Genomic DNA, 24,401 nt, shown 5'->3' with positions numbered 1-24,401 from the left:
CGTTTGGGAGAGACAGAACCACTAACGTTTCTTTTCCACGCCTTTGACGGATTGCCATATCTCATCAAGGGTCTCAAGGGACTCATCTTCAAACGAGCGACCTTGCCGTTGCAATACCTGCTCGATAGCCCTGAACCGCGCCTCGAACTTATGATTGGTGCGCCCAATTGCTTGCTCCGGGTTCACTTTCATAAAGCGCGCCAGATTAACGCACACGAACAAGAGGTCACCCAACTCGTCTTCAACGGCGTCGTGATCACCCTGTCCGGATTCCGCGGCTTGCCAGGCTTCCTTTAATTCGTCGATTTCTTCGTGAAGTTTGTCGAATACCGGGTCTACGTTGGGCCAGTCAAACCCGTATCTTGAGGCTCGCTTCTGTAGCTTTTCCGCCCGCACCATGCCAGGCAGAGCCCGTGCGATATCGTCAAGCCGGCCAGGCAAGGCTACGCTGCCTTCCGCGTTTTTCCGGGCCCGCTCTTCGGCTTTGATTCGCTCCCAACTCTCCCGGATCCAGGCCTCACTTGGCCGGTTGTCCGGGTCTATGCGGCTTTCCAGCGTACCCTCGGGAAACACATGAGGGTGCCGACGCACAAGTTTGCGTACGAGGTTGTCGACCACAGCATCAAAACTGAAACGACCCTCCTCGGCCCCTATCTGGGCGTAGAAAATAACTTGAAACAGCAAGTCTCCCAGTTCGTCTTTCAGGTTGCTGTAGTCTTCCCGCTCGATGGCATCTGCCACTTCGTGAGCTTCTTCCAGGGTATGGGGAACAATGCTTCGGTACGTTTGCCTGGTGTCCCAGGGACAACCGGTTTGCGGATCTCGCAGCCTGGCCATCAGAACTTTCAAATCGTCAATAGAATAACTCATGAGCGCTTGCGCCTGACGTCAATAACATTCGGCAGGTTACGGAGCTGTGCCAGTAACCGTGCTAACTGTTCCAGGCTGGATATCTCCACCGTGACGATCATGGTGGCTATATTGTCATCACGGTTCGTTAGCGTATTAAGGGATAGAACATCGCTCTTGGACAACGAAAGTACCTGGGTTATATCCCGCAGCAGACCGGATCTGTCATAAGCCTCAATTTCTATATCCACCGGATAAACAGAAATCTGTTCGCTCCCCCAACTCACTTCAATAATCCGGTTGGGTTCAACTTCCTGCAGATTGAGAAACGTAAGGCAGTCCTGGCGGTGAACGGTTACACCCCGCCCGATTGTTATATACCCGCCAACAGGATCACCAGGTAGTGGCTTACAGCACTTGGCCACTTGTGTCTTCAGCTTGCCCACGCCCACGATCTGAATATCCGATTCCGTGTCGTAAGGCTTGCGCCGCTGGGCCGCAAGCTTCAGATCAAGCTGCCCGGTTTTTGGCTCCAGCATTTGCTGAGCTGTATTGGCAACGTGCGCAGGACGAAGGTCACCCGCACCAATGGCGGCAAACATATCATCAGCGCTGTGATAGTTCACTTTTGCCGCCAACTCACCCAGGCCGACATCGTGCAAAGACAGGCGCCGGAATTCGTCATCAATAATGGCGCGACCATCTGATATGTTGCGCTCGCGATTCTGCTGTTTAAACCAGTGGGTCACCTTGGCCCGCGCCCGGGTTGTGCGAAGATAGCCAAGGCTGGGGTTCAACCAATCCCTGCTGGGCCCGGGGTTGTTTTTTGAGGTAAGAATGAACACCTGCTCACCGGTCTTCAACGGGTATGTCAGAGGCACAATTCGACTGTCTACCCGCGCACCACGACAGGCATGGCCGACCTCGGTATGAACCCGATAAGCGAAATCAATGGGTGTAGCACCTTGGGCCAAATCGACAACATGCCCTTCGGGGGTAAAAACGTAGACCCGGTCCGAAACAATATCGGATTTAAGATGGTCCGTCAGCCCGGAGAGGTCACCCAGCTCCTCCTGCCATTCCAGCACCTGCCGTAACCAGTTGATTTTGGCGTCATAGCCAGCCGATTTGTTGCTTTTGTCTGTGCCTTTGTAAAGCCAGTGAGCACACACACCCAACTCTGCATCCTCGTGCATGGCATGGGTGCGAATCTGCACTTCCATTACCTTGCCGTCCGGCCCTATCACCGCCGTATGCAGAGACTGGTAGCCGTTTTCTTTGGGGTTGGCAATGTAATCGTCGAACTCGTTTGGAATATGCCGCCAGTGCGTATGCACGATGCCAAGTGCGGCATAGCAATCCCGTACTTCCGGTACCAGCACCCGCACAGCCCGTATATCGTATACCTGGGAAAAATCTATGCCTTTCAAGCGCATCTTCCGCCAGATGCTGTAGATATGCTTGGCCCGCCCAGCCAACTCAGCCTCTATTCCGGACGCTTTCAATTCCCCTTGCAGGGTCTCTATCACACGACGGATATAGCCCTCCCGGTCAAGGCGTTTTTCGTCCAGGAGCTTGGCAATCTTTTTATATGCGGTTTCATGCAGGTAACGGAACGAGAGGTCTTCCAGTTCCCACTTGATATGCCCGATACCCAGGCGATGAGCCAGCGGCGCGTAAATATCGAATACTTCGCGGGCAACTCGCATGCGCTTTTCTTCCGGCGCATTTTTAACACCCCGGATGGCACAGGTACGTTCGGCAAGCTTTATCAGAGCAACCCGAACGTCATCAACCATCGTAACCAGCATTTTACGGACATTGTCCAGCTGGCCTTCGCTTTGCCCAAGCACATTGCCTTTGAGGGGGTGATGGATAGAGGAAATGGCCGCCATCTGCTGAACGCCATTTATCAACCCTGCTATCTCGTCACCAAACTCCTTGCGAATAACCTCAAGGCCGACCCGCTCCTCACGCACCGCGCGGTAGAGGATCGCGGCAACCAGGCTAACCTGGTCCAGGCGCAACTCGGCAAGCACCTGAGCCATTTCAAGGCCGGTTCGGAAGCTGCTGGAGCCCGGCACCCACATTCGATCTTCCCGAAATGCCTGCAGGTCAATTTCGGCGGCAGTTTCACAGGCCCTGCGAAACTGCTCCACATCCTCCAGACAAGTCTGCGAGGCAATATGCTGCACCCAGCCTTCGATATCGACCTGGCCATCGCCAGTCATTGCGTAATTTTCGCGAACTTTTACCATATCTACCTTGGTATTCCTCAGGTTTCCCGCAGCGATCCTTTGCTACGCACAGCAGTCAGTGTGAGCTCCGCTCAAACAGCGCGATAGACTCCACATGCGTGGTATGAGGGAACATATCCATCACACCTGCACGTACCAGGCGGTATCCATTGCGGGCCATTACACCTGCATCCCGGGCAAGAGTGGCCGGGTTGCAGGAGACATACACAATACGCCGGGCACCAAACGCGGTCAGGTATTTACAAATATCTTCGGCACCCGAGCGTGGTGGATCGATAAGAATTTTATCGAAGCCTTCTTGCGCCCAGCTCTGGCTGGTGAAATCGCCGTGCAAATCGGCGCCGTGAAATGCCACATTTTCGAGCCCGTTCAGTTCCGCATTTTCACGACCTCGAACCACCATGGCATCGTCGCCCTCCACGCCAACGACCTGGCCGCCCTTGCGCGCCAGCGGCAGAGTAAAATTACCTAAGCCGCAGAACAGATCCAGAACTCGTTCGCCTGGCTGCACATCCAGCCACTCCACAGCTCTATTTACCATAGTCTTGTTAATGTCTGCATTGACCTGGGTAAAATCCATGGGATGAAACTTCATGGTTAAATCGAACGCATTCAGCCGATAGCTCAGGCGCTCATCATCCCGACCCGCAGATTCCGGCCAGATACGATGAACTGTGTTCGGCCCTTTGGGCTGCAGATAAATGTGCAAATCGTGAGCCTGGCCAAAGCCAACCAACTTTTCCCTGTCGCCACTGCTCAGATCATCCATATTGCGAAAAACCATCGCGGCTGCGTCGTCGCCACAGGCCACTTCCACTTGCGGAATGCGAGTGTAGGCATCCATGCTGTGCAACAGTTCCCGCAGCGGAACAATGCGCTCACCAATACGCGGATCCAGCACAACGCAACGATCTATATCTGTAAGAAAACTGTTGCGTTTCTCCCGAAACCCTACCAGCACCGATTCTCGTGCTCTGACATAGCGCACTCCCATGCGTGCCTTGCGACGGTACCCCAGCGTGCTTTGTGGGCGCAAAGGAGCAATCCACTCTTCCGGTTCTATGCCGCCGAAATGCGCAAACTGTTCACGCAGGGTATTTTCCTTGAAGCGAATCTGCGCATCGCTGCTCATATGCTGAAGGCTGCAGCCTCCGCACAGGTCGGCAAACTCACAGGGAGGCGTTTGCCGGTCAGGTGCCGGCTCCAGCACCTCAAGCGTTCGCAATTCGTCAAACTTGCTTCGGCTGGACACCACTTTGGCCATAACCTGTTCACCCGGCAAGGCGCCATCCACGAACCGGACTTTGCCGTCCTGACGAGCTATGCCACGGCCATCATGGCTCAGGGCTTCCACATCACAGCGCACGGGTTCCGTAGGAAGTGACTTCCTGCGTCGTCTGCTCATAGTCTGTTCTCTTGCTGTCGTCAGGTTTAGGCGCCGGAGAATACACCGGTCGATAAATAGCGGTCGCCGCGATCACAAATAATCGCCACAATAATGGCGTTTTCAACATGTTCTGATAACCGAAGCGCGGCAGCAATAGAGCCGCCAGACGATACGCCACAGAATAATCCTTCCTGTTCTGCCAGAGCTCGCATCGTGTCCTCTGCTTCTTGCTGGCCGATATCGATCACCTCATCCACACGGGCTGCATCGTATATACTGGGAAGGTAGGCGTCAGGCCAGCGACGAATACCAGGAATAGAGGCGCCCTCTTGAGGTTGAAGGCCGATAATGCTGATATCAGGGTTACGCTCTTTCAGGTACCGGGAAACGCCCATTATGGTCCCGGTTGTGCCCATAGAGCTGACAAAATGGGTGACCCGCCCTGCTGTCTGCTCCCAGATTTCCGGGCCTGTGGTACGGTAGTGCGATAGTGGGTTGTCTTGATTGCTGAACTGATCAAGCACCTTGCCCTTGCCTTCGGCATCCATCTGCAGCGCCATATCCCGGGCGACTTCCATGCCCTCCTCGCTACTGACCGTAATAATCTCTGCACCATAGGCCTTCATGGATGCCCGACGCTCTTCACTCATGTTAGCCGGCATAATGAGCACCATACGGTACCCCTTAATAGCCGCAGCCATAGCCAGCGCAATACCGGTATTGCCGCTGGTGGCCTCAATCAGCGTATCGCCCGGTTTTATTTCACCGCGCTGCTCGGCTTCCTGGATCATTCCCATGGCGGGCCGATCCTTTACTGAGCCGGCGGGGTTATTGCCTTCAAGCTTGGCCAGAATGATATTGCTGGTATCGCCCGGCAGGCGCTGCAATCGAACCAGAGGCGTATGCCCGACATAATCTTCAATCGTGGGAAAATGCATATGAGAACCCTGTGGTACACTTTTGGGTTGGCATGATACGCCTTATGGCCCCGGTCGCCCAATACAGCTTCTCGCTAAAACCATGACTGACGGCTATATGAATAGTGTGCTTATCGATTTGGCCGTCACGGATACTCAAACCAACCGTGTCCTGGCCACTTAAAATCACAAGGACGTAGCCCGCATTAAAAGGCGGCGTTAAGTTATTTTCAGGAATCTCGTATGCGACGTTGGGGCATTCGGAAAAAAGTGCTGGTGGTAACTCTGATTCCCACCCTTCTCACCACCCTGATGCTGGGGCTATTCTTCACCTACAGCTGGGTTAACAATATTGAAAGCCTGCTGAAGGATCGCGGCGAATCACTTTCCCGTCAGCTTTCTGCTGGCTCAGAGTACGGTTTATTTACTGCAAATCGCAGCCTGTTAAGCAGCCTCTCCAACGCCCTGCTTGAAGAGCAGGATGTGCGTTCGATTACTTTCTTCGATAGCAATCGAGAGCGTTTACTGCACACTGGTCCAGGCAGTTCCGATAGTTTTGACAGCAAAAATCTGGCTAACGAGCAAGCCAGCCGCATTTCCAAAACAACCAGCACCCGTTTTGTAACACCGGTTTTCCTTCAGGATCTGATGATCCAGTCCATGACGGACCCGGACACCCGGCAGTCTGCCTTGCAGCAACGTCAGCCTTTAGGCTGGGTAGCCATTGAGATGTCCCATACTCGCACTGAGAAAGAAACATACAAGGCACTGCTGATCTCTTTGTTGTTGGTCATTGGCGGGGTTATGTTCAGCCTTCTGGTTGCACTCCGGTTAAGCCGAGCCTTCACCGGGCCGGTGTTTGAGTTGAACGAGGCTGTGGCAAAGCTCAAGGAAGGCAAGCTTGATACGCGTATTCACACAGGTGCCGGCCCGGAGTTCGAACAGCTTGAATCCGGCCTCAACGCCATGGCTGAAGAATTGAGCAAAGCCCAGGCAGAAATGCAGCAAAATATTGATCAGGCAACGGAAGACTTGCGAGAGACTTTAGAGACCATCGAAATCCAGAACATAGAGCTGGATTTTGCACGCAAGGAGGCGCTAGAGGCCAGCCGCATCAAATCTGAATTTCTGGCTAACATGTCCCACGAGATACGAACGCCCCTCAACGGGATTATCGGGTTTACCGAGTTGCTGTTAAAAAGCCCTTTGCCTCGTCAACAGAGAGACCACCTGAGCACCATTCGCAAGTCTTCAGAAATTCTGCTCACCATCATTAACGATATTCTGGACTTCTCGAAGATCGAAGCCGGCAAGCTCATCCTGGACCGGGTGCCCTTCCAGCTCAGGGATATCGTGGAAGAAGTGATGGTCATGCTGGCCCCGGCTGCGCACAGCAAAAACCTCGACCTTGTGCCACTGGTGTACAACGATGCCCCGGATAGCATCATGGGCGACCCCCTGCGGGTCAAACAGGTCATTACCAACCTGGTTAACAATGCCATCAAGTTTACCCAAACCGGCGAGGTAGTACTGCGTGTAGGTCTTGAAGACGAAGACTCAGAGAACAACAAGGCCACCCTGCGCCTGAGCATTACCGATTCCGGCGTAGGGCTCTCCCGGGCACAACAGCAGTCTCTGTTTAATGCCTTCAGCCAGGCAGATGCCTCAACGGCGCGACAGTATGGTGGCACGGGCCTCGGCCTGGCTATATCCAAGCGCCTGGTAGAAGAAATGGGGGGCAAAATTGGTTTGCAAAGCGAACTGGGCAAAGGCTCTACATTCTGGTTTACCCTAACACCGGAACTGTCCTCCAGCGGAGAGGCAGTCGCACCCAGAGACGCACTGCGGGGCGAGCGAGTCATTTATTTAGAACACCAGAAAACCTGCGGCCTTGCCGTGGAGCATCTCCTGCGTGACTGGGGCATGACAGTAGACCGCGCTGCCTCACCTGGCGCCATGCAAGAACTCATTGAGGAAGCACAAAAGAGCCAGTCAGGCTATGCCGCAGCCATTATCGGAATTACCCGCCATCTCCTTAATTCAAGCCAATACTGCGAGCTGGTGCGAACTCTGGAAATTGAGCGTGATTGCCGCACACTGCTGCTTACGCCCACTCTGGAAATTCAAGACACGCCACTATCAGGCCTGGCCAGTGGCCACCTGACCAAACCGGTATGCCGCCAGGCCCTTTATGACGAACTGCTGCTATTAGTGCACGGCATTCACACCGCTGGACAAGGTATTCAGCGCCAGAACCATAACGCGCACCTGCCCTCATCTGTCAATGCGCCGCGAGTGCTGGCCGTGGACGACAACGAGGCCAACCTGAAACTGGTCATGACACTACTGCAGGATTACCAGATAGATGCGGAAGGCGCTTCAAGCGGCTTTGAAGCTCTCAGCAAAGCTCGGCAAAAATCATTTGACCTGGTGTTTATGGATCTTCAAATGCCGGGAATGGACGGGGTGGAGACCACAATCCGGCTTCGCGAAATGGATGGCAACAATCACAGAACAGCCATCATCGCACTCACCGCACACGCCTTAGCTGATGAGCAGGATCGTCTGGCTCAGCAAGGGTTTGATGGTTATCTGCCCAAGCCTATCAGTGCCGGACAACTGGCCAACACCATACTTGAGTGTACCGGCTACCAATGCCAGAGCGTCGGCGAGGCTGGCCGAATCCCTTTGCCCGAAATCCGGGATACCAGGCGTGCCCTGCGTCCCTCCACTCGCAAAATGCAGCGTGACTGCGTGAGCGTAGAGCAGAGCATTCAGTTGGCTGCAGGCAAAACAGATTTAGCAGAAGAATTATTCAGCATGCTGCTGGAGCAGCTCTCGCCAGATTTTAATACTATTGAGCGACTATGGAACGAGAACGATCTGGACGGCCTGCTGGAATGCGTGCATAAACTGCATGGTGCGACCCGCTACTGTGGGGTTCCGGAACTGAGAACTGCTGCCAGTCGGCTGGAAACAGCACTCAAATGCTCGGAACCCGACATAGAGCTACAAAAAAAACAGCTGGCCTCGGCCATTGAGAGACTGCAGATATGGAGTGATCAGACCGATTGGCAGCGGATGTTCCGGCAGCACCACCAGCAGACCAACACCCACTGATGACGCCCTCGCCGGAGTGGATCAGGCTCGGCCACGAGCCCGATCAAGAATAGCAGCCATATCCCGGACTGCCTCTTTTAAGCCACAAAACACGGCTCTGGCAATCACAGCGTGGCCAATGTTGAGCTCATTGATACCCGAAATTGCCGCAATGCGCTCCGTATTGTGATAGTTCAAGCCATGGCCGGCATTCACAATCAGCCCTTTTTTACGGGCGTAGGCCACAGCGTCGATCAGCGTGCCAAGCGCAGCGTCTACCGCTACGGCACCCACAGCCTCGGCGTATTCCCCCGTATGCAACTCAATTACCGGGGCGCCACAGCGTGCTGCGGCATCAATCTGTGCCGGATCCGGATCGATAAACAGCGAAACTTCCGCGCCTGATCTGGCAAGACGCTCACAGGCTCTCGCCACACGCTGCTCCTGGCCTACAACATCAAGCCCGCCTTCCGTGGTTAGTTCTTCCCGCTTTTCCGGAACCAGACACACACATTCAGGCTGAACCTTTTCGGCAAACTTCAACATGCCGTCGGTCACCGCCATCTCCAGATTCATTTTTGTTTGCAGCACATCCTTGAGCAACAATACATCACGATCCTGGATATGACGCCGGTCTTCCCGGGGGTGAACCGTAATGCCGTCTGCCCCGGCTTCCTCCGCCACCATAGCCGCCTGTACCGGATCGGGATAGCGCGTTCCCCGGGCCTCACGTAGCGTGGCAATGTGGTCAATATTGATGCCGAGCAATACTCTAGGATTCATGGCGTTCTCCCCTTTGGTGAGTGAAAAGACTGCGACTGTTTAGTGGGCGCCCCTGCAACAGAAAATCTGTGAGTACGCGCATAACCCGCTTTGCCACACGCCGACTTGCGGCGCTTTCAAAATCGCCAGCGGCGAGGGCCAGCAGAGCGTCTCCGGGCAGGTTTCGCAATCGCACCCCGGCAGCAACCGAAGATACAATACCCTGTTCCGGATTATAGCAATAAGCCTGGGTGGCACTGACCGTCTCGCCAGTATCCATCGCCAGGCCCCAGGCGAAATCGTAGCCCAGGGCCGCTGCAAACGCCTGCTCGAATTTCCGCAGCACCGGCTCTACATCCGACGTTTGGGCAAGCAAACCAAGGGTTTCAATATAAGCGGCAAAGAGTGTGGGATGAGGATCTGCTTGCGGTAGTACCCGCTGTACCAGCTCATTCAGATACAAGCCACTGTACAGAGACACGGTGCGGCGCAGCGCGGGGCCGTCGCGTACATCTACCTGAGTCAGGGTCTTCAGGTCGCCACGCCCTGCCCAACCCAGCAGCAGCGGCTGAAAGGGCTGCAACTGTGCCTTGAGCGCACTTTTACTAGCATTGGCACCGCGGGCAATCACGGTTATGCGACCGTGATTCAGGGAGAACAGATCCACCAGGAGACTGGTCTCCCGCCAAGGCCGACGGTGAATCACATAGGCAGGCTCTTGCTCCTGTGCTCCTTTTCTCATAGTGCCTCAGGGGGCAGGCCTCAGCGGTCGTGCATACCCAGGCTTTTCAGTGCGCGCTCGCTGTCTGCCCAGCCACGTTTTACCTTCACCCAGAGCCGCAGCATGATTTTGCTATCGAACAGTCGCTCCATATCGATCCGGGCTTCCTGGCCAATGCGCCGCATACGCTCGCCCTTATCGCCGATTATGATTTTTTTCTGCCCTTCTCGCTCCACAAGAACCAAAGCAGATATATGCAGTGTTTTGCCGTCGCGTTTAAACTCTTCAATTTCTACAGCCACAGAGTATGGCAACTCATCACCGAGCTGACGGGTGATCTTCTCGCGAACGATTTCCGAGGCCATGAAGCGCTCGCTTCGATCAGTTATCTGGTCGTCCGGGTAAAAATGTATGCTCTCAGGCAGGAAGCGGGCCACCGCCGCCTCCAGTGGCTCCAGGTTATTCTCTTTCAGCGCCGACATGGGGATCATTTCTGCAAAATCCCGCTTTTTGGAAAGCATGTCGAGGTGCGGCAACAGTTTTTCCCGTTTTTCAATCCGGTCTACCTTGTTCACCGCCAGAATGACCGGGCACTTGAGACTGCTCAGCTTTTCCAGAACCAGCTCATCTGCGGTTGTCCAGGCAAGCTGATCCACCACAAATACCACAACGTCCACATCGACAAGCGCCGAGGTGGCTGCCTTGTTCATATACCGGTTCAGAGCCCTGGGCTCTTCCTCATGCATGCCTGGCGTATCCACATAAATTGCCTGCACCAGATTCATGGTTTTGATGCCCAGAACCTGGTGGCGTGTGGTTTGAGGCTTACGGGAAGTAATGCTCAGCTTCTGCCCAAGAATATGGTTCAGTAGCGTCGATTTGCCCACATTAGGGCGCCCGACAATCGCGACAAAGCCGCAACGGCTGTCGGGATTCTCAGGGCGAGTAATATCATTCATCAGGGAGTCTCCACGCCGAGTTGTTTCAGCGCGCTGCGGGCAGCCTCCTGCTCCGCTACGCGGCGGCTACTGCCTACGCCACTGGTTTTGCGATCCAGCGATGACAGTAAACAGGACACATGAAATGTTTGGCTATGCGCCTCTCCATCCACCGAAATAACATCGTACCTGGGCAATGGAAACTGCCGTGACTGCAGATACTCTTGCAAACGGGTTTTCGGGTCTTTTTGGGTATCCTGAAGATCAAGCTGTGTTAACCGGTGCTCGAACCAGCGCAACACCTGCTCTCTACAGGTGTAAAAATCACTGTCGAGGTAAATAGCGCCAATAACAGACTCTACCGCATCGGCAAGAATGGACTCACGGCGAAAACCACCGCTTTTCAGCTCGCCAGAGCCCAGCCGCATATAGCTTCCCAACTCGAACTCCCGACCAATCTCGGCCAGAGTAACACCCTTCACCATTCGCGCTCGCAAGCGGCTCAGATGCCCCTCCCGTGCCTTATCAAAACTCAGGAACAGATACTCTCCAATAACCATGTTTACGATGGAGTCACCCAGAAACTCCAGGCGCTCATTGTTCTGGTTACCATAACTGCGATGGGTAAGCGCCAACATCAGGCGCTCTGGCGACTTGAATTGATACCCAATGCGCCGCTGTAATTGATCCAGATCCGGTTGCGAACTCACTGGCCCTTCATCTCGTATCGGTGCTGAAAGTGAACCACGGTATCCAGGTTGCGCATGAAATTGTTACGAACTTCGTAGTCTACATTGACCACCACAAGATCGCCGTCTTTCTCAACCGAAATATCCTTGGCATTAAAGCCGCGAACATTATTAACGCTCAATCGCTTATTGATCAGTGTGCGAACCCGGGCCGGCCCCATTTGTGACAACCCATCCGTACCATCCAGGCTTTCAATGGCCTCCTGAATCGTCAGGTCATCCAGGTACGCAGGCCCAACCTTGATCACCAGGGTGAGCAAACCACCAAAAAACAGCACCATAATCAGGACAACAAGCGCAGACGCACCACCCTGACTCCCCATTGTGGAGAGGTTATTTTTTTTCATTACCACTGAACCCCAATATAGTCAGAATTACTCAATGCCGCCAACACGCTTGAACGAAGGCAAACTGGTGAAAGATTCCCAGTGCATCCAGATTGCAAAGGCTTTACCCACGATCAGTTCGTCCGGAACCGTGCCCCAATACCGGCTATCGTTACTGTTATCACGGTTGTCACCCATCATGAAATACTCGCCTTCCGGGAGCGTCCATTCACCCTCTCCGGCTGCACCAGAACGCCCCATGGTGAGGAGAATATCATGCTCAACCCCACCCAGGCTCTCCCGGCGCACCTCCACCGGCGGCAGGCGTACAACAAACTCACTTTCGACCAGCTTGTCGTTAATAAACAACTGCTTGTCATTGTATCGCACCGTATCGCCGGGGAGGCCTATCACACGCTTTATGTAGTTAGTCTTGCGATCTTCGGGGTAGCGAAAGACCATAACATCGCCCCGCTCCGGATCCCCGACATCAAGCACCTTGGTACCAACCACCGGCAGACGCAGGCCATAGGCGTACTTGTTCACCAGAATAAAGTCACCGACTTCTAACGTTGGCAACATGGAGCCAGAGGGAATCTGGAACGGCTCCACAAGAAACGATCTGAGAACCAGCACCACCAACAGAACCGGAAAAAACGAACGACTGAGATCAACCAGGTATGGCTCTTTGGGCTCGTCACTTTCCTCCCCACCGTCCACCGGAGATGCTGCGAGACGACGCGGGCGCAAAAACACTATATCTGCCAGCCAGATCAGCCCTGACGCGAAGGTCAAAACCACCAAAACCAGTGGAAAATCAATATCCATCAAGGTGCCTTTTAATTATCAACTTTCAATACGGCAAGGAACGCTTCCTGAGGCACTTCAACATTGCCAAGCTGCTTCATACGTTTTTTGCCTTCCTTCTGCTTCTGAAGCAGCTTTTTCTTCCGGCTGACATCGCCTCCGTAGCACTTCGCGGTCACGTTCTTGCGCAACGCTTTAACGGTCACGCGGGAGACAACCTGACTGCCAATGGTGGCCTGGATTGCAATATCAAACATTTGCCTGGGGATCAGCTCTTTCATTTTCTCGATAAGCTGACGCCCCTTGTAGTGGGACTGATCCTTGTGAACGATTAGCGCCAGTGCATCAACTCGCTCGCCGTTTATGAGCACATCCAGGCGCACAAGGTTGGCCGGCTGAAAACGCACAAAGTGGTAATCCAGCGACGCGAACCCCCGACTTGCGGATTTGATTCGATCAAAGAAATCCAGAACCACTTCAGCCATGGGCAATTCATAGGTTAACTGCACCTGGTTTGTCGTAAAGTGCATGTGCTTCTGAACACCGCGCTTCTCTTCGCACAGGGCGATTACGCCACCCAAATGCTCCTGGGGCACCAGAATGTTTGCTTCTACGATAGGCTCACGCATTTCCTCGATTGAGCCAATATCCGGCAACTTTGAGGGGCTGTCTACTGACAAGGTCTCACCCTGACGATTCAGCACTTCATATATAACCGTGGGCGCAGTGGTAATCAGATCAATATCGTACTCACGCTCCAGCCGCTCCTGGATAATCTCCATGTGCAACATGCCCAGGAAGCCACAGCGAAAGCCGAAGCCGAGCGCATCGGAGCTCTCAGGCTCGTAAAACAGGGAGGCGTCATTGAGGGTAAGTTTTTCCAACGCGTCGCGGAAATCGTTGTAATCGTCTGCACTTACCGGGAACAGCCCCGCATACACTTGCGGCTGAATTTTCTTGAACCCCGGCAACATCGGCGTCTCTTCGGCGAATTTCTGGTGCACAATCGTGTCGCCCACCGGTGCCCCGTGAATATCTTTAATGCCGGCCACAATGAACCCCACATCACCCGCTTCCAATATGTTGGTGTCATGGGGTTTCGGGTTGAAAATCCCTACCTTATCCGCGTTCCACGCTTTGCCCGTGGATTTTATAACAACCTTGTCACCTTTTTTCATAACGCCCTGGGTAACCCGGACAAGGGACACAACACCCAGATAATTATCGAACCAGGAATCGATTATCAGCGCCTGCAATGGAGCTGCACGATCCCCCTGGGGCGCTGGAATTTTCGCAATAAGATCTTCCAGAACATCCTCAACACCCATGCCGCTCTTGGCCGAGCATCGCACTGCGTCTGAAGCATCAATGCCGATGATATCTTCTATTTCAGACGCCACGCGTTCTGGCTCCGCCTGGGGCAGATCCATCTTGTTCAGAACCGGAACAACCTCCAGCCCCTGTTCAATGGCGGTGTAGCAGTTCGCAACCGACTGGGCTTCAACGCCCTGGCCGGCATCCACAACCAAAAGCGCGCCTTCACAGGCATACAAGGATCGGGACACCTCATAGGAGAAATCCACGTGGCCCGGTGTATCAATGAAATTAAGCTTATATTCGTGACCATCCCGGGCTTTATAATTCAGCGTAACGCTTTGGGCTTTAATGGTTATGCCCCGTTCTCGCTCCAAATCCATAGAATCAAGCACCTGAGCGGCCATTTCCCGCTGAGTCAATCCCCCGCAAACCTGGATAAAACGGTCTGCAATGGTAGATTTGCCGTGGTCAATATGGGCGATGATGGAGAAGTTACGGATTCGGCTCAGTTCAGTCACAGACAATGAATACTCATAAAAAGACAAAGGATTGAGCCCGGAGAGATCACTGTCAGGATCCGGGGCCGGCGTGATTTTACCGTTTACCGGCCGCCATTGCTATGATCCGGAAATAAGCGGCCTTTCATACTGCCGAACCAGGAAACCAATCAACGCATCTTCATCCAGCGGGTAACTAAACAGATTACCCTGACACTGTGTACACCCGGCGGATTTCAAGAAGCTCAATTGCTGTGGTGTTTCTACACCTTCTGCCACAACGGTAAGGTGTAATTTCCGTGCCAGCGCAATAACTGCGGAGGCCACATCGGTCGCGCTGACATTGTACGGAATGTCGCGTATAAAACGGTGATCAATTTTTATCACATCCAGAGGGAGCTGCTGCAACGCCACTAGAGAGCAGGCACCAGCGCCAAAATCGTCCAGAATCAGACAAACCCCAAGATCATTAAGCGATATCAAAAGCTCACGCAACATGCGCGCGTCTTCATTCAACAACTCCACCGGCATTTCCAGTTCCAACTTCTCAGGGGAAACACCCGTTTCGGTAATCACCTGTCTAATCATATCAAGGAAATGGGTATCGGTAACTTGCCTGACTGACAGATTAACGGCCATTTTCAGATCTTCAAATCCAGCGCGCTCCAATGCTTGCACCTGAATACACGCCTGGCGCAGCGCCATTTCACCCAAACGCACAATCAGCCCGGTTTCTTCTGCCAGGCCGATAAACTGCTGCGCCGAGACCAGACCCTTTTCCGGGTGGTGCCAACGCAGGAAAGCCTCCACACCAATCACCCGCTCACTGACCAAATCGACCTTGGGCTGATAATGAAGAACAAAACGCTCACCATCCAGAGCAGCCGCCAGCTCTTCCTGTTGCAGCAGCCGGCGTGCCGCTTTGATATTCATGGCTGGCGTAAAGAACTGGTAGGTGTTGCGGCCCATTTCTTTTGCCCGGTACATAGCCAGATCGGCAAATTTCATCAGTGCGCCCGGGTCCTCACTATCGTGAAGAATCATGGTGATACCAATACTTACGGTAATGCCCACTTCATGATCGTTCAGCCGAACCCGCTGACACAGCCGGCGCAGAATGGCCTCTGCAACCTTGGCAGCGGCATCTGTGCCACTCACTTGCGACAGCAGAACCACAAACTCATCACCGCCAAGCCTGGCCACGGAATCTTCTTCACGCACACAGCCCTCAATCCATTGCGCCACTTGCCGCAAAAGTTCATCGCCAGCATCATGGCCAAGGGTGTCGTTAATGCGCTTGAAGCCATCAAGATCCAGGAACATCAAGGCGGCAGGCTCTCCGCTTCTGCGACTCCGACTCACTACATTGTTAAGGCGATCACGAAACAGCTGGCGGTTAGCAAGCCCTGTAAGCGGATCATAAAATGCCAAGCGGTGCAGCTCGGCCTGTGCCGCTTTCAGCTGGGTCAAATCGCGCAGGCTTAACACTACCCCGTTCACGCCGGGCACCGTTAACATGTCCGTATAGGTGCCTTCCATGTCACGCCAGTTGTCCGCAGCGTCGCGAATGCGCGCCCGGATAACCGGCATCTGCTGGCCCGGGGCCTGAATCGCGTCGTCAAAACCTTGTCTTAGCAAGGGCCAGTCGTCTTCGTGAACCAGATTTTCCAGGGCAAGCCCCTGCACCTCTCCCGGATCAAACCCGAGAATGTCGAAGCTTGACGGGCTGGAGTAGAGCGGCACACCCGCTTCATTCATAACCAGCGTTACGTTGGCCGCCCCTTCGGTAATAGCGCGGTAACGGCCTTCGCTGATCTGGGCCAGCAGACGCGAGCGAATCAATACCAGCGCTACCATAAAAAGCAGCAGGCTTATCGCCACACCGCTGCCAAGCACAATGGATGGGCGCGGATCTGAGGCGAGATAATCAAAGGCAGGCGTCGAGCGGGTTTGCAGCAACCAGTCCCGCCCACCATGGCTTACGGTTTGGCTCATATCAAAACTGAACTCGTTATCCAACGAGCCAAGGTTTGAGCCATACATCAGGTTTTCGCGAGAAACCACTCCGTTGTCGTAGATACGAACATCAAGAAAGGGCGAGATCAGCCCCACGATGCCATCAAGCAGGTTATTCATACGGAACGCACTGAACACATAACCTGCCAGCAGCCTGCGACGCTCAGCTTGCACATCCGGCACCTCTCCACCCTGATACACCGGATAATACATCAGAAAACTTGCCTGCCCTTCCGCCAGCTCCTCCTGCACCAGAACCACTTTTGCGGTTACCGTCGGAATGGCATCATCCCGAGACCGCTCCATGGCTTTGCGGTGGACCGGGTCGCTGAAGGCATCATAGCCTAATGCTTTACGGTTCCTTTCCGTTCCGGGCTCCAGATATACCATTGGGTAGTAAAACGGTCCCACTCCCAGTGGCTTTACCAGATACTTGTGAACACCCTCTGCGCGCACCGATGCAATATGGTCGGCCATTTCCCGCACGCCAATGCGTTCAACATACCCTATGCCCTGAATGCCCGGGTAATAACGATTGATGTCAACCTTGTGAACATACTCGCTCCACTGCTCACGGGACACATCACCCGCGACTGAAAAAAGGCCAGCACTGCCTGCAAGCACTTGTTCATAGTTGAGCAAACGCTCTTCAATAGCGGTTTTTAATTGCAGCGACTGCGTCCGAAATCTGGCTTCGGTGCGGTCCTCCACCAACAGAATTGAAAACTGCCAGAATAAAAGGGTTATGGCAATTGCCAGGACCAGAAGCAGCCAGGCGACCCAGGCATTGTGAGGCTTTAAAAGCTGCAGGAGGGGGAGGTCTTTTCTATTCATCAGCTAATCTGGTCCATTCCGTGGCCGTACCTGTTTTTGACGGCGAGCACTATAGCAAAAGCCTCCAGACCTGTCGCTTGTAACATCAGGCATGGAGGCTTTCCAGCGATAGCACAACGACCAGTCAGGCTAACGCTATCAGGGTTTCAATACCAGGTACATGGCTCTGCCCTGGCGCACTATACGAACAGATACAGCACGCCCTTCTGGCAGCGCTTTGATCGCTTTTTGAAAGTCATCAACGGATGAGACAGGTTCCCGGTTTATTTCGGTGATTATATCCCGGGCCCGAATGCCTGCATCGTAGGCCGGCCCTTTGTTTACGGCTGTCACAACAACACCGCCAGAAACATCAACAGAATCAGCCAGGTCCGCAGGCAATGGCTCTACCACAAGCCCCAGAGGCGCGGTGGACGAATCACCCTCGGCAGGGGCCGCACTCTGAGCCCCATTTTCGTCCGGCAACTGGCCAATTTTTACATCCAGTGTCACTTCTTTTCCGCCACGAAGAACAGTAAGGCGCGCGGTTTCACCCACAGGTGTGCGCCCCACCATAGGCGGCAAATCAGACGAGCGCTCGACATCTTCGCCATCGTATTCAAGCACTATATCGCCAGACTGCAAGCCGCCCTTCAGGGCCGGCGAGCCGGCCATCACTTCTGCAATCAACGCTCCCCTTGGGCGCTTCAAACCAAAGGACTCCGCGAGATCACGATTCACCTCCTGGATCAACACACCCAGCCAGCCGCGAGACACCAGGCCTTTGTCGCGAATCTGACGAAACACGCTCATGGCATCGTCAATGGGGATAGCAAAAGAAACTCCCATGAAACCACCAGAACGGGTGTAGATCTGCGAGTTAATCCCGATCACTTCACCCTTAAGATTGAACAGTGGGCCACCGGAGTTGCCCGGGTTAATGGCGACATCGGTCTGGATAAACGGAACGTAGTTTTCGGATGGCAGCGAACGCCCCAGCGCGCTGATAATGCCAGCTGTAACCGTGTAATCGAAGCCAAACGGTGAACCTATGGCAAACACCCACTCACCTACCTTGAGGTTTTTGGAGCGCCCTGTTTTCACAACAGGTAAATCGTCCCCGTTCTCGATCTTCAAAACAGCCATGTCTGAGCGAGGGTCTGTACCGACCAATGTTGCTGGCAGTTCACGGCGATCATTGAGCCTGACAATAATCTCATCGGCATCTTCAACCACATGATTATTGGTCAACACATAACCATCAGCTGACACAATAAACCCCGACCCCATGGAGCGACGTGGCTGGGGTTTACCCGGCCCACGACCATAGGGTGACTGAGGCCCGCGAAAGAACTCCTGAAAGAATTCCGGCAGCTGCTCAAGCTGTCGCTCATCGAAAGGCAAGCCGTGGAATTTTTTGCTTCCAGCGGCCGGTGCGCTGCTCGTCGTACTTATGTTAACTACAGCGTCGGCATTTTCCTCAACCAACCCGGTAAAATCCGGTAATTCCTGCGCCAGGCCAGCCTGGCTCCAGGCCATCAGGATAGTTGCGAACAGGGCCCCTAAAACAGTCTTCTGTACAAATGAGACCAAAAAAAATTGACTAACCGCGGTTGTAGTCCTCAGCATGTCAGATTCCTCTGTGTATCATGTTAAAGAGTCGGAATGAATAACCGGCCCGACCGGGATACGGTTTACCCGGAGCAGTCTCGGCTCGTAACTGTCAGCACCCCGGAGCTGTAATTGTCGGCTTAACACAAACCCCGATGCAAGGCCTGCAACCGCACCCAGCATAGCGGCAAAATCATTACCACTATACAGATGATGCCCTACCATGCTGGCAGCCACCATGAGCAGCAGTGGAAGCGCATATACCAGTAGCGAAGCACCAAGGAGAGCGCTTTCATCAATGCCAAGGGTCACTTCTTCACCCACACTGGCATTCGCAGAATTCAACACACGAACCTGATTAGCCCTGCCACCTGTTGCTGAGGCCAGCACTCTCTGCCCGCAGCCGCTACGCGCCGAACAGCTCTGGCAAGCGCTGGCGCGTATAGTCTGAACCCAGGCATGCTCACCCGTCACCGCAACCACCTTTCCCGATTCTGTAATCATTACTCAGCTCCGCCCAGCCCAAAGGCTTCGTCAATGCGTACGGATTCGGCTACTTTGCGAGCCGACATGGGTGGCAGTTCACCCACAACCGTGACCCGAAACACACTGCCCCCGCGCTGCAACTGACGCATATAGATAGTGGTTGCCCCGATGCGAGAAGCACCCGTGGGCATGCGCACTGATCCCGTGGGCTCGACAAACACCGAAAATGCCGCCAGCCCATCCGAAAACGCGACCGCTTGCCCCTTCCGGGAGCTGGGCGCTGCAGCAGGCTCGAAACCTTCCGGGCGCCAGTCTAAATGCCAGCCATGCATTCGCGCAGCGGTTGAAAATTCGTCCCGGGAACCGGCATCGTCCAGGGAGCGGGAAACCTCACGCCCCTCTGAGCGAATTTTGAACTCGTTATCAGGAATATCATTGGTAATCTCAAGGTTAGTGAACTGGAAATGCTCCAGTACTTCACCGTTCGAAGCCCGAACCTGACTTTTTACCAACAGGCCCGTGGCTTTTTCAAGCCACAAGCGATGGTTGTACCTATAGGGGTCTTTTGCAGTCAATGCAACGGTTACCACATCATAACCCGCGATACGGTCGTCAGCCTGCCGTTCGGCACGGTACCACCGGCTTACCGGAATCAGCTGTCGGGTAAACGCCTCCGCAAACGGCCCGGAGGGGATAATATGCCCCAGCTGCACTTTGCCTTGTTCGGGCAACACACACACCACATCCATGCCTCGGCGTACAATCTCACCGCTGCCGCCATCCTGCAAAACAAGGCGTTCTTCAACAATACCGTCATGGAACCGATGGGCTATTTGCATGGAATGTACGCTGGCGCCCCTCGCGTATACAAACACGCCACGATAAGAGGTCATATTCAGAGCAGGCCCCAACCGCTCAAGCCAATATGCGGCCGTTTTCTCCTTTGCTACCCCGTCAATGGGCACAGCCAGAACCAGCACGAGCGCAATGAGCCAGGTTATCGGCAGGCTCGGCATACTGAAACAGAAGTCGCGGTTTTGGCTCATGGGTACTTTCATGACTCTCAATCAGTGGCCGCCACCAGCGCTCACAAGACGGGCATAACCCACCGAGCCCTGACCGGCACCCACACTATTGTGTTGGGCATGCTCTAAAAGATAGCGGTTCATGTACTCCCACTGTTCTTTATCAAGCCCTTGCAAGGCAACCTCCTGGACCGGCGAGGCCTCGGCTGAACGGGCAGCAGGTGTGTCTGTCGACGGTGCTGACGCAAGGGCCTCGGGTGAAGATTCGCCAGACTCCCACCCGGCACCGGCACCAAAGCCCACCAATAAGGCCGTAGAAATCATTGCCAATGCTGGCCAACGCCACCCCTGCGGCGCTTTACGAGCAACAGTAACGCCAGGTACTGACACCGGCGTACGGCCCTCCAGTCTTTCACGAACCGCCGCACTGATATCCACACCATCTGCCGGCGAGTGGCCTCTGTGCATCAGGTCGTTAATGCCCTGCCATCGCTGCCACTGCGCCCGCACGTCACTCTGATCTTCACGGGACAGCAGGCGCCGGACAGAAAGCTCATCGGCTTCATCGTCCATCATGGCAGACAGTGTTTCTCGGAGACGATCATCCATAGGATGCACCCTCAATAATTACGTCACAGAATGATTTAGCATGGGGCCCAAGTGCTTATCAACAGCATCTCGAGCCCGGAAAATACGCGATCGCACAGTTCCTATAGGACACTCCAGGATGCCTGCAATATCCTCATAACTAAGCCCATCGTACTCTCGCAACAAAAATGCAGACCGCAGCTCTTCCGGTAAGGAGGCTATTGCGTTGCTCAGCTCCTTTTGCAGCTGCTCGCGCTGAAGCAATCGCTCGGGGGAGGCAATATCGCGCAAGCGCCGGCCGTCATCATAATTTTCGGCTTCAGCAGAATCCACACTTCCCTGAGGCCTGCGATTCCGGGATTCAAGGTAGTTTTTAGAGGTATTGACTGCGATGCGGTATAGCCATGTATAAAAGGCACTGTCCCCACGGAAACGATCAATAGCCCGGTAGGCTTTAACGAACGTTTCTTGTGCGAGGTCCAGGACCTCCTGGCTGTCATACACGTACCGGCTAATAATGGAAGCCACCCTCGACTGGTATTTAACAACCAGCAAATCAAAGGCTGCGCGATCGCCGTTATGAACCTTGCGAACAAGTTGAAGATCGGTCTGGCGATCTGACTGCTCAGCCTTTTTTTCAGTATTGGGGGCCATGGGCACTGCGCCGGTACGCTCCGGTTTCGTGGCCGGTTTGCCGGCCAATGCGAGTGTTTGATGATTCATACTCTCTATCCGGTGCCCGTTTACAGAATGGACGACGCAACCCGAAAGGCTGATCATCCGTCAGGCCAAATAGACAGCAAGCGTAAAGTTTAGTTCAATACGCCTCTACATTATGGCCCGCGACCACAACCTAATGCCACAATCCTACGAATACGATGTTCTTATTATCGGCAGCGGCGCTGCCGGCCTGACCGTTGCGCTTAACCTTCCGCCACACCTGAAGGTATGCGTTGTGAGCAAAGCCGACATCAGCAGTGGTGCCACGCTTTGGGCTCAAGGCGGCATAGCTGCTGTTCTGGACGACAAGGATTCCTCCGAAAACCATGTCCAGGACACGCTTGTTGCCGGCGGAGGCTTGTGCCATGAAGATGCCGTGCGATTTACTGTAGAGCACAGTAAAAAGAGTATTGAATGGCTCATAGAAACAGGGGTTGATTTTACCCGGGACACAGACGCCCAACTTCACCTGACCCGCGAAGGCGGCCACAGCCACCGGCGCATTATTCACGCCGCCGACGCCACAGGGCACGCGGTATCTACAACATTAACTACCCAGGCTCAGGCACGGCCTAACATTGAGCTCAGGTCTGGCCGTGTCGCTGTCGATCTAATCACCCATCGCAAGCTGGCACTACCGGGCAACCGCTGCGTTGGCGCCTATATATTGAATCTTGAAGACAACCATGTGGAATTGTTCCGGTCGCGCTTCACCGTGATTGCGACCGGTGGTGCCTCCAAAGCGTATCGTTACACCACAAATCCGGACGGTGCCTCCGGAGATGGCATTGCCATGGCATGGCGCGCCGGCTGCCGCGTAGCCAATATGGAGTTCAACCAGTTCCATCCAACCTGCCTGTATCACCCTCATGCCAAATCGTTCCTGATTACCGAAGCCGTGCGAGGTGAAGGCGGCCTGCTCAAACTGCCCGACGGCTCGCGCTTCATGGATCGGTTCGATAAACGTGGAGAGCTGGCACCAAGAGACATCGTCGCTCGCGCTATCGACCATGAGATGAAACGGTTGGGCGCGGACCACCTATTGCTGGACATAAGCCATAAACCGGCAGACTTTATCCTGCATCATTTTCCAACCATCCATGAAAAGTGTTTCGAGCTTGGCATCGACATCACCCGCGAGCCCATTCCCGTGGTACCCGCGGCACACTACACCTGTGGCGGCATTGTCAGCGACGAACGGGCGCGAACCGACATCAATCAGCTTTACGTGGTAGGTGAAGCCGGTTTCACCGGGCTGCACGGCGCCAACCGCATGGCTAGCAACTCGCTACTTGAATGCCTGGTATACGGTCGGGCAGCGGCCGCAGACATTGCGCGCCGGGAGTCTGACATTCCGCAGTCGCCGGACGCGCCTGCATGGGATGAAAGCCAGGTACGGGATTCCGATGAAGACGTGGTAATTTCCCACAACTGGGACGAATTGCGACATTTTATGTGGGATTACGTGGGTATTGTGCGCACAACCAAACGTCTGCAGCGAGCAAAACACCGAGTAGATCTGCTGTCAGGAGAAATCGGCGAATTTTACAACAACTACCGGGTTACCAACGACCTGCTGGAGTTGAGAAACCTGGTCACCGTCTCTGACCTGATTATCTGCTCAGCACTGCAACGCAAGGAAAGTCGTGGTTTGCATTACACGCTGGATTACCCGGGACTACAGCACGAGGCCCGTGATACCTTATTAATGCCAACCACGTACAGAACGCCATCTCCATAAAGACAGCTGCCAAGAGAACAACCAAGAGAATCACTATGCAAGACCCAAAAGCCCATGCGGACAACTCCGAATTCAACCGTCTCTGGTGGCATAGCCGCCGGGGTATGCTGGAGTTGGATGTGTTACTGATCCCCTTCCTGGAAGAAGCCTACCGGGCTCTGGATACAGAAGATCAGGCTCGCTACAAAAAACTCCTGGCCTGCGAAGATACAGACATGTTCGAGTGGTTCATGCAGCGCAGCCGCCCAGACGATACGGACCTTCAACGCATCGTCGACATCATCCTTGCCCGTGTCCAGCCAGACTGAACTAACGCTATCGCGCTGTGTTGCGGCGGGTTACCTGGCCGCAGCGCCCTGGCTAATCGCCAGTATATTCCTACTGATTGCCGGCGCCTCTGGCAAACACTGGATGTATGCGCTAACGCCACTTACCTTAGCAGGCGCTGTATTCCAATATCGGTTAAACGGGTTACTGTCTGGGCCGTCAGCCGTTCTGGGCCTGCAGCTGAACCAGAACACCCTTTACGCACGTTTGGGTAACGGGCAGGTCCTGGCGGTGAACGCCAGCGCCTCAAGCCGTCTCAGCTCAAAGCTTGTACTCTTGAAACTGCAACCAGTCGCCTCCAGATTTACCTCATACCCGGTTGTGTTACTCTCTGACACGCGGGTTACCGGTAACGTATCAGAGGATTCGTTTCGTCGCCTGAGAATGTGGTTCCGACTGGGCCGCGCTCAGTAATCATTTGCATAGTATTTTGCCCGGAGTATTTCC

Annotated in this window: 21 protein-coding genes; 4 read left to right on the top strand and 17 right to left on the bottom strand. The window is 54.3% G+C overall.

Annotated elements, in window-relative coordinates:
- Positions 1-21: 21 nt before the first annotated feature.
- The 4 genes from mazG to cysM are packed head-to-tail and all read right to left on the bottom strand — an operon-like array spanning position 22 to position 5,432.
- Entirely contained in the window at positions 22-870 is an 849-nt protein-coding gene (gene mazG, locus ACTHYN_RS00425) for a nucleoside triphosphate pyrophosphohydrolase (RefSeq protein ID WP_441810511.1), read from the bottom strand.
- Entirely contained in the window at positions 867-3,107 is a 2,241-nt protein-coding gene (gene relA, locus ACTHYN_RS00420; RefSeq protein ID WP_441810510.1) for a GTP diphosphokinase, read from the bottom strand. Before relA ends, mazG begins: the two co-directional genes overlap by 4 nt.
- A 55-nt stretch (positions 3,108-3,162) precedes the next feature.
- Positions 3,163-4,512 (bottom strand): 23S rRNA (uracil(1939)-C(5))-methyltransferase RlmD, encoded by a 1,350-nt coding sequence (gene rlmD, locus ACTHYN_RS00415; RefSeq protein WP_441810509.1) that lies wholly within the window; start codon positions 4,510-4,512, stop codon positions 3,163-3,165.
- Between the two features lie 26 nt (positions 4,513-4,538).
- On the bottom strand, positions 4,539-5,432 hold the full coding sequence (gene cysM / locus ACTHYN_RS00410) for a cysteine synthase CysM (RefSeq protein WP_441810508.1): 894 nt from the start codon (positions 5,430-5,432) through the stop codon (positions 4,539-4,541).
- A 222-nt stretch (positions 5,433-5,654) separates the two neighbouring features.
- On the opposite strand from cysM, the gene ACTHYN_RS00405 reads away from it, so the two are divergent.
- Positions 5,655-8,531 (top strand): ATP-binding protein, encoded by a 2,877-nt coding sequence (locus ACTHYN_RS00405; protein WP_441810507.1) that lies wholly within the window; start codon positions 5,655-5,657, stop codon positions 8,529-8,531.
- 21 nt (positions 8,532-8,552) lie between these two features.
- Here ACTHYN_RS00405 and pdxJ read toward each other — a convergent pair whose 3' ends face one another.
- From pdxJ to rpoE, 13 genes are all read right to left on the bottom strand, one after another.
- Positions 8,553-9,293, bottom strand: coding sequence for a pyridoxine 5'-phosphate synthase (gene pdxJ, locus ACTHYN_RS00400; protein WP_441810506.1), 741 nt, complete (start codon positions 9,291-9,293; stop codon positions 8,553-8,555).
- On the bottom strand, positions 9,283-10,014 hold the full coding sequence (recO, locus tag ACTHYN_RS00395) for a DNA repair protein RecO (RefSeq protein ID WP_441810505.1): 732 nt from the start codon (positions 10,012-10,014) through the stop codon (positions 9,283-9,285). Before recO ends, pdxJ begins: the two co-directional genes overlap by 11 nt.
- A gap of 20 nt (positions 10,015-10,034) precedes the next feature.
- Positions 10,035-10,952, bottom strand: a complete 918-nt coding sequence (gene era, locus ACTHYN_RS00390) for a GTPase Era (protein WP_441810504.1) — start codon at positions 10,950-10,952, stop codon at positions 10,035-10,037.
- Positions 10,952-11,641 (bottom strand): ribonuclease III, encoded by a 690-nt coding sequence (rnc, locus tag ACTHYN_RS00385; protein ID WP_441810503.1) that lies wholly within the window; start codon positions 11,639-11,641, stop codon positions 10,952-10,954. Before rnc ends, era begins: the two co-directional genes overlap by 1 nt.
- Complete coding sequence (locus ACTHYN_RS00380; RefSeq protein WP_441810502.1) at positions 11,638-12,027, bottom strand: DUF4845 domain-containing protein; 390 nt, start codon at positions 12,025-12,027, stop codon at positions 11,638-11,640. Before ACTHYN_RS00380 ends, rnc begins: the two co-directional genes overlap by 4 nt.
- Positions 12,028-12,054: 27 nt before the next feature.
- Positions 12,055-12,834: a signal peptidase I gene (lepB, locus tag ACTHYN_RS00375; protein WP_441810501.1), complete on the bottom strand. Its 780-nt coding sequence runs from the start codon at positions 12,832-12,834 to the stop codon at positions 12,055-12,057.
- A gap of 11 nt (positions 12,835-12,845) precedes the next feature.
- Positions 12,846-14,648 carry a translation elongation factor 4 gene (gene lepA, locus ACTHYN_RS00370; RefSeq protein ID WP_441810500.1) on the bottom strand — a complete coding sequence of 601 codons (1,803 nt, stop codon included), beginning with the start codon at positions 14,646-14,648 and terminating at the stop codon, positions 12,846-12,848.
- 99 nt (positions 14,649-14,747) lie between these two features.
- Entirely contained in the window at positions 14,748-17,477 is a 2,730-nt protein-coding gene (locus tag ACTHYN_RS00365) for a bifunctional diguanylate cyclase/phosphodiesterase (protein WP_441810499.1), read from the bottom strand.
- Between the two features lie 138 nt (positions 17,478-17,615).
- Entirely contained in the window at positions 17,616-18,995 is a 1,380-nt protein-coding gene (locus ACTHYN_RS00360; protein ID WP_441810583.1) for a DegQ family serine endoprotease, read from the bottom strand.
- A gap of 108 nt (positions 18,996-19,103) precedes the next feature.
- Complete coding sequence (locus ACTHYN_RS00355; RefSeq protein WP_441810498.1) at positions 19,104-19,571, bottom strand: SoxR reducing system RseC family protein; 468 nt, start codon at positions 19,569-19,571, stop codon at positions 19,104-19,106.
- Complete coding sequence (locus ACTHYN_RS00350; RefSeq protein WP_441810497.1) at positions 19,571-20,599, bottom strand: MucB/RseB C-terminal domain-containing protein; 1,029 nt, start codon at positions 20,597-20,599, stop codon at positions 19,571-19,573. The genes ACTHYN_RS00355 and ACTHYN_RS00350 overlap by 1 nt, the downstream gene beginning before the upstream one ends.
- A gap of 21 nt (positions 20,600-20,620) precedes the next feature.
- Positions 20,621-21,187, bottom strand: a complete 567-nt coding sequence (locus ACTHYN_RS00345) for a sigma-E factor negative regulatory protein (protein ID WP_441810496.1) — start codon at positions 21,185-21,187, stop codon at positions 20,621-20,623.
- 18 nt (positions 21,188-21,205) lie between these two features.
- Positions 21,206-21,820: an RNA polymerase sigma factor RpoE gene (rpoE, locus tag ACTHYN_RS00340; protein ID WP_441810582.1), complete on the bottom strand. Its 615-nt coding sequence runs from the start codon at positions 21,818-21,820 to the stop codon at positions 21,206-21,208.
- A gap of 202 nt (positions 21,821-22,022) precedes the next feature.
- Here rpoE and nadB point away from each other — a divergent pair, with 202 nt between their 5' ends.
- Genes nadB through ACTHYN_RS00325 form a run of 3 tightly spaced genes read left to right on the top strand, consistent with a single transcriptional unit; the run spans position 22,023 to position 24,368 of the window.
- Positions 22,023-23,627, top strand: a complete 1,605-nt coding sequence (gene nadB, locus ACTHYN_RS00335; RefSeq protein WP_441810495.1) for an L-aspartate oxidase — start codon at positions 22,023-22,025, stop codon at positions 23,625-23,627.
- Positions 23,628-23,662: 35 nt separating this feature from the next.
- Entirely contained in the window at positions 23,663-23,935 is a 273-nt protein-coding gene (locus ACTHYN_RS00330; protein WP_441810494.1) for an FAD assembly factor SdhE, read from the top strand.
- A complete protein-coding gene (locus tag ACTHYN_RS00325) occupies positions 23,919-24,368 on the top strand; it encodes a hypothetical protein (RefSeq protein WP_441810493.1) in 450 nt (149 codons plus the stop codon). The genes ACTHYN_RS00330 and ACTHYN_RS00325 overlap by 17 nt, the downstream gene beginning before the upstream one ends.
- The last annotated feature ends 33 nt before the right edge of the window (positions 24,369-24,401 follow it).

The sequence above is a fragment of the Marinobacter sp. genome, assembly GCF_052091845.1.
In the GTDB taxonomy this organism is placed as follows: domain Bacteria; phylum Pseudomonadota; class Gammaproteobacteria; order Pseudomonadales; family Oleiphilaceae; genus Marinobacter.
This window is presented reverse-complemented; position numbering and strand designations above follow the sequence as displayed.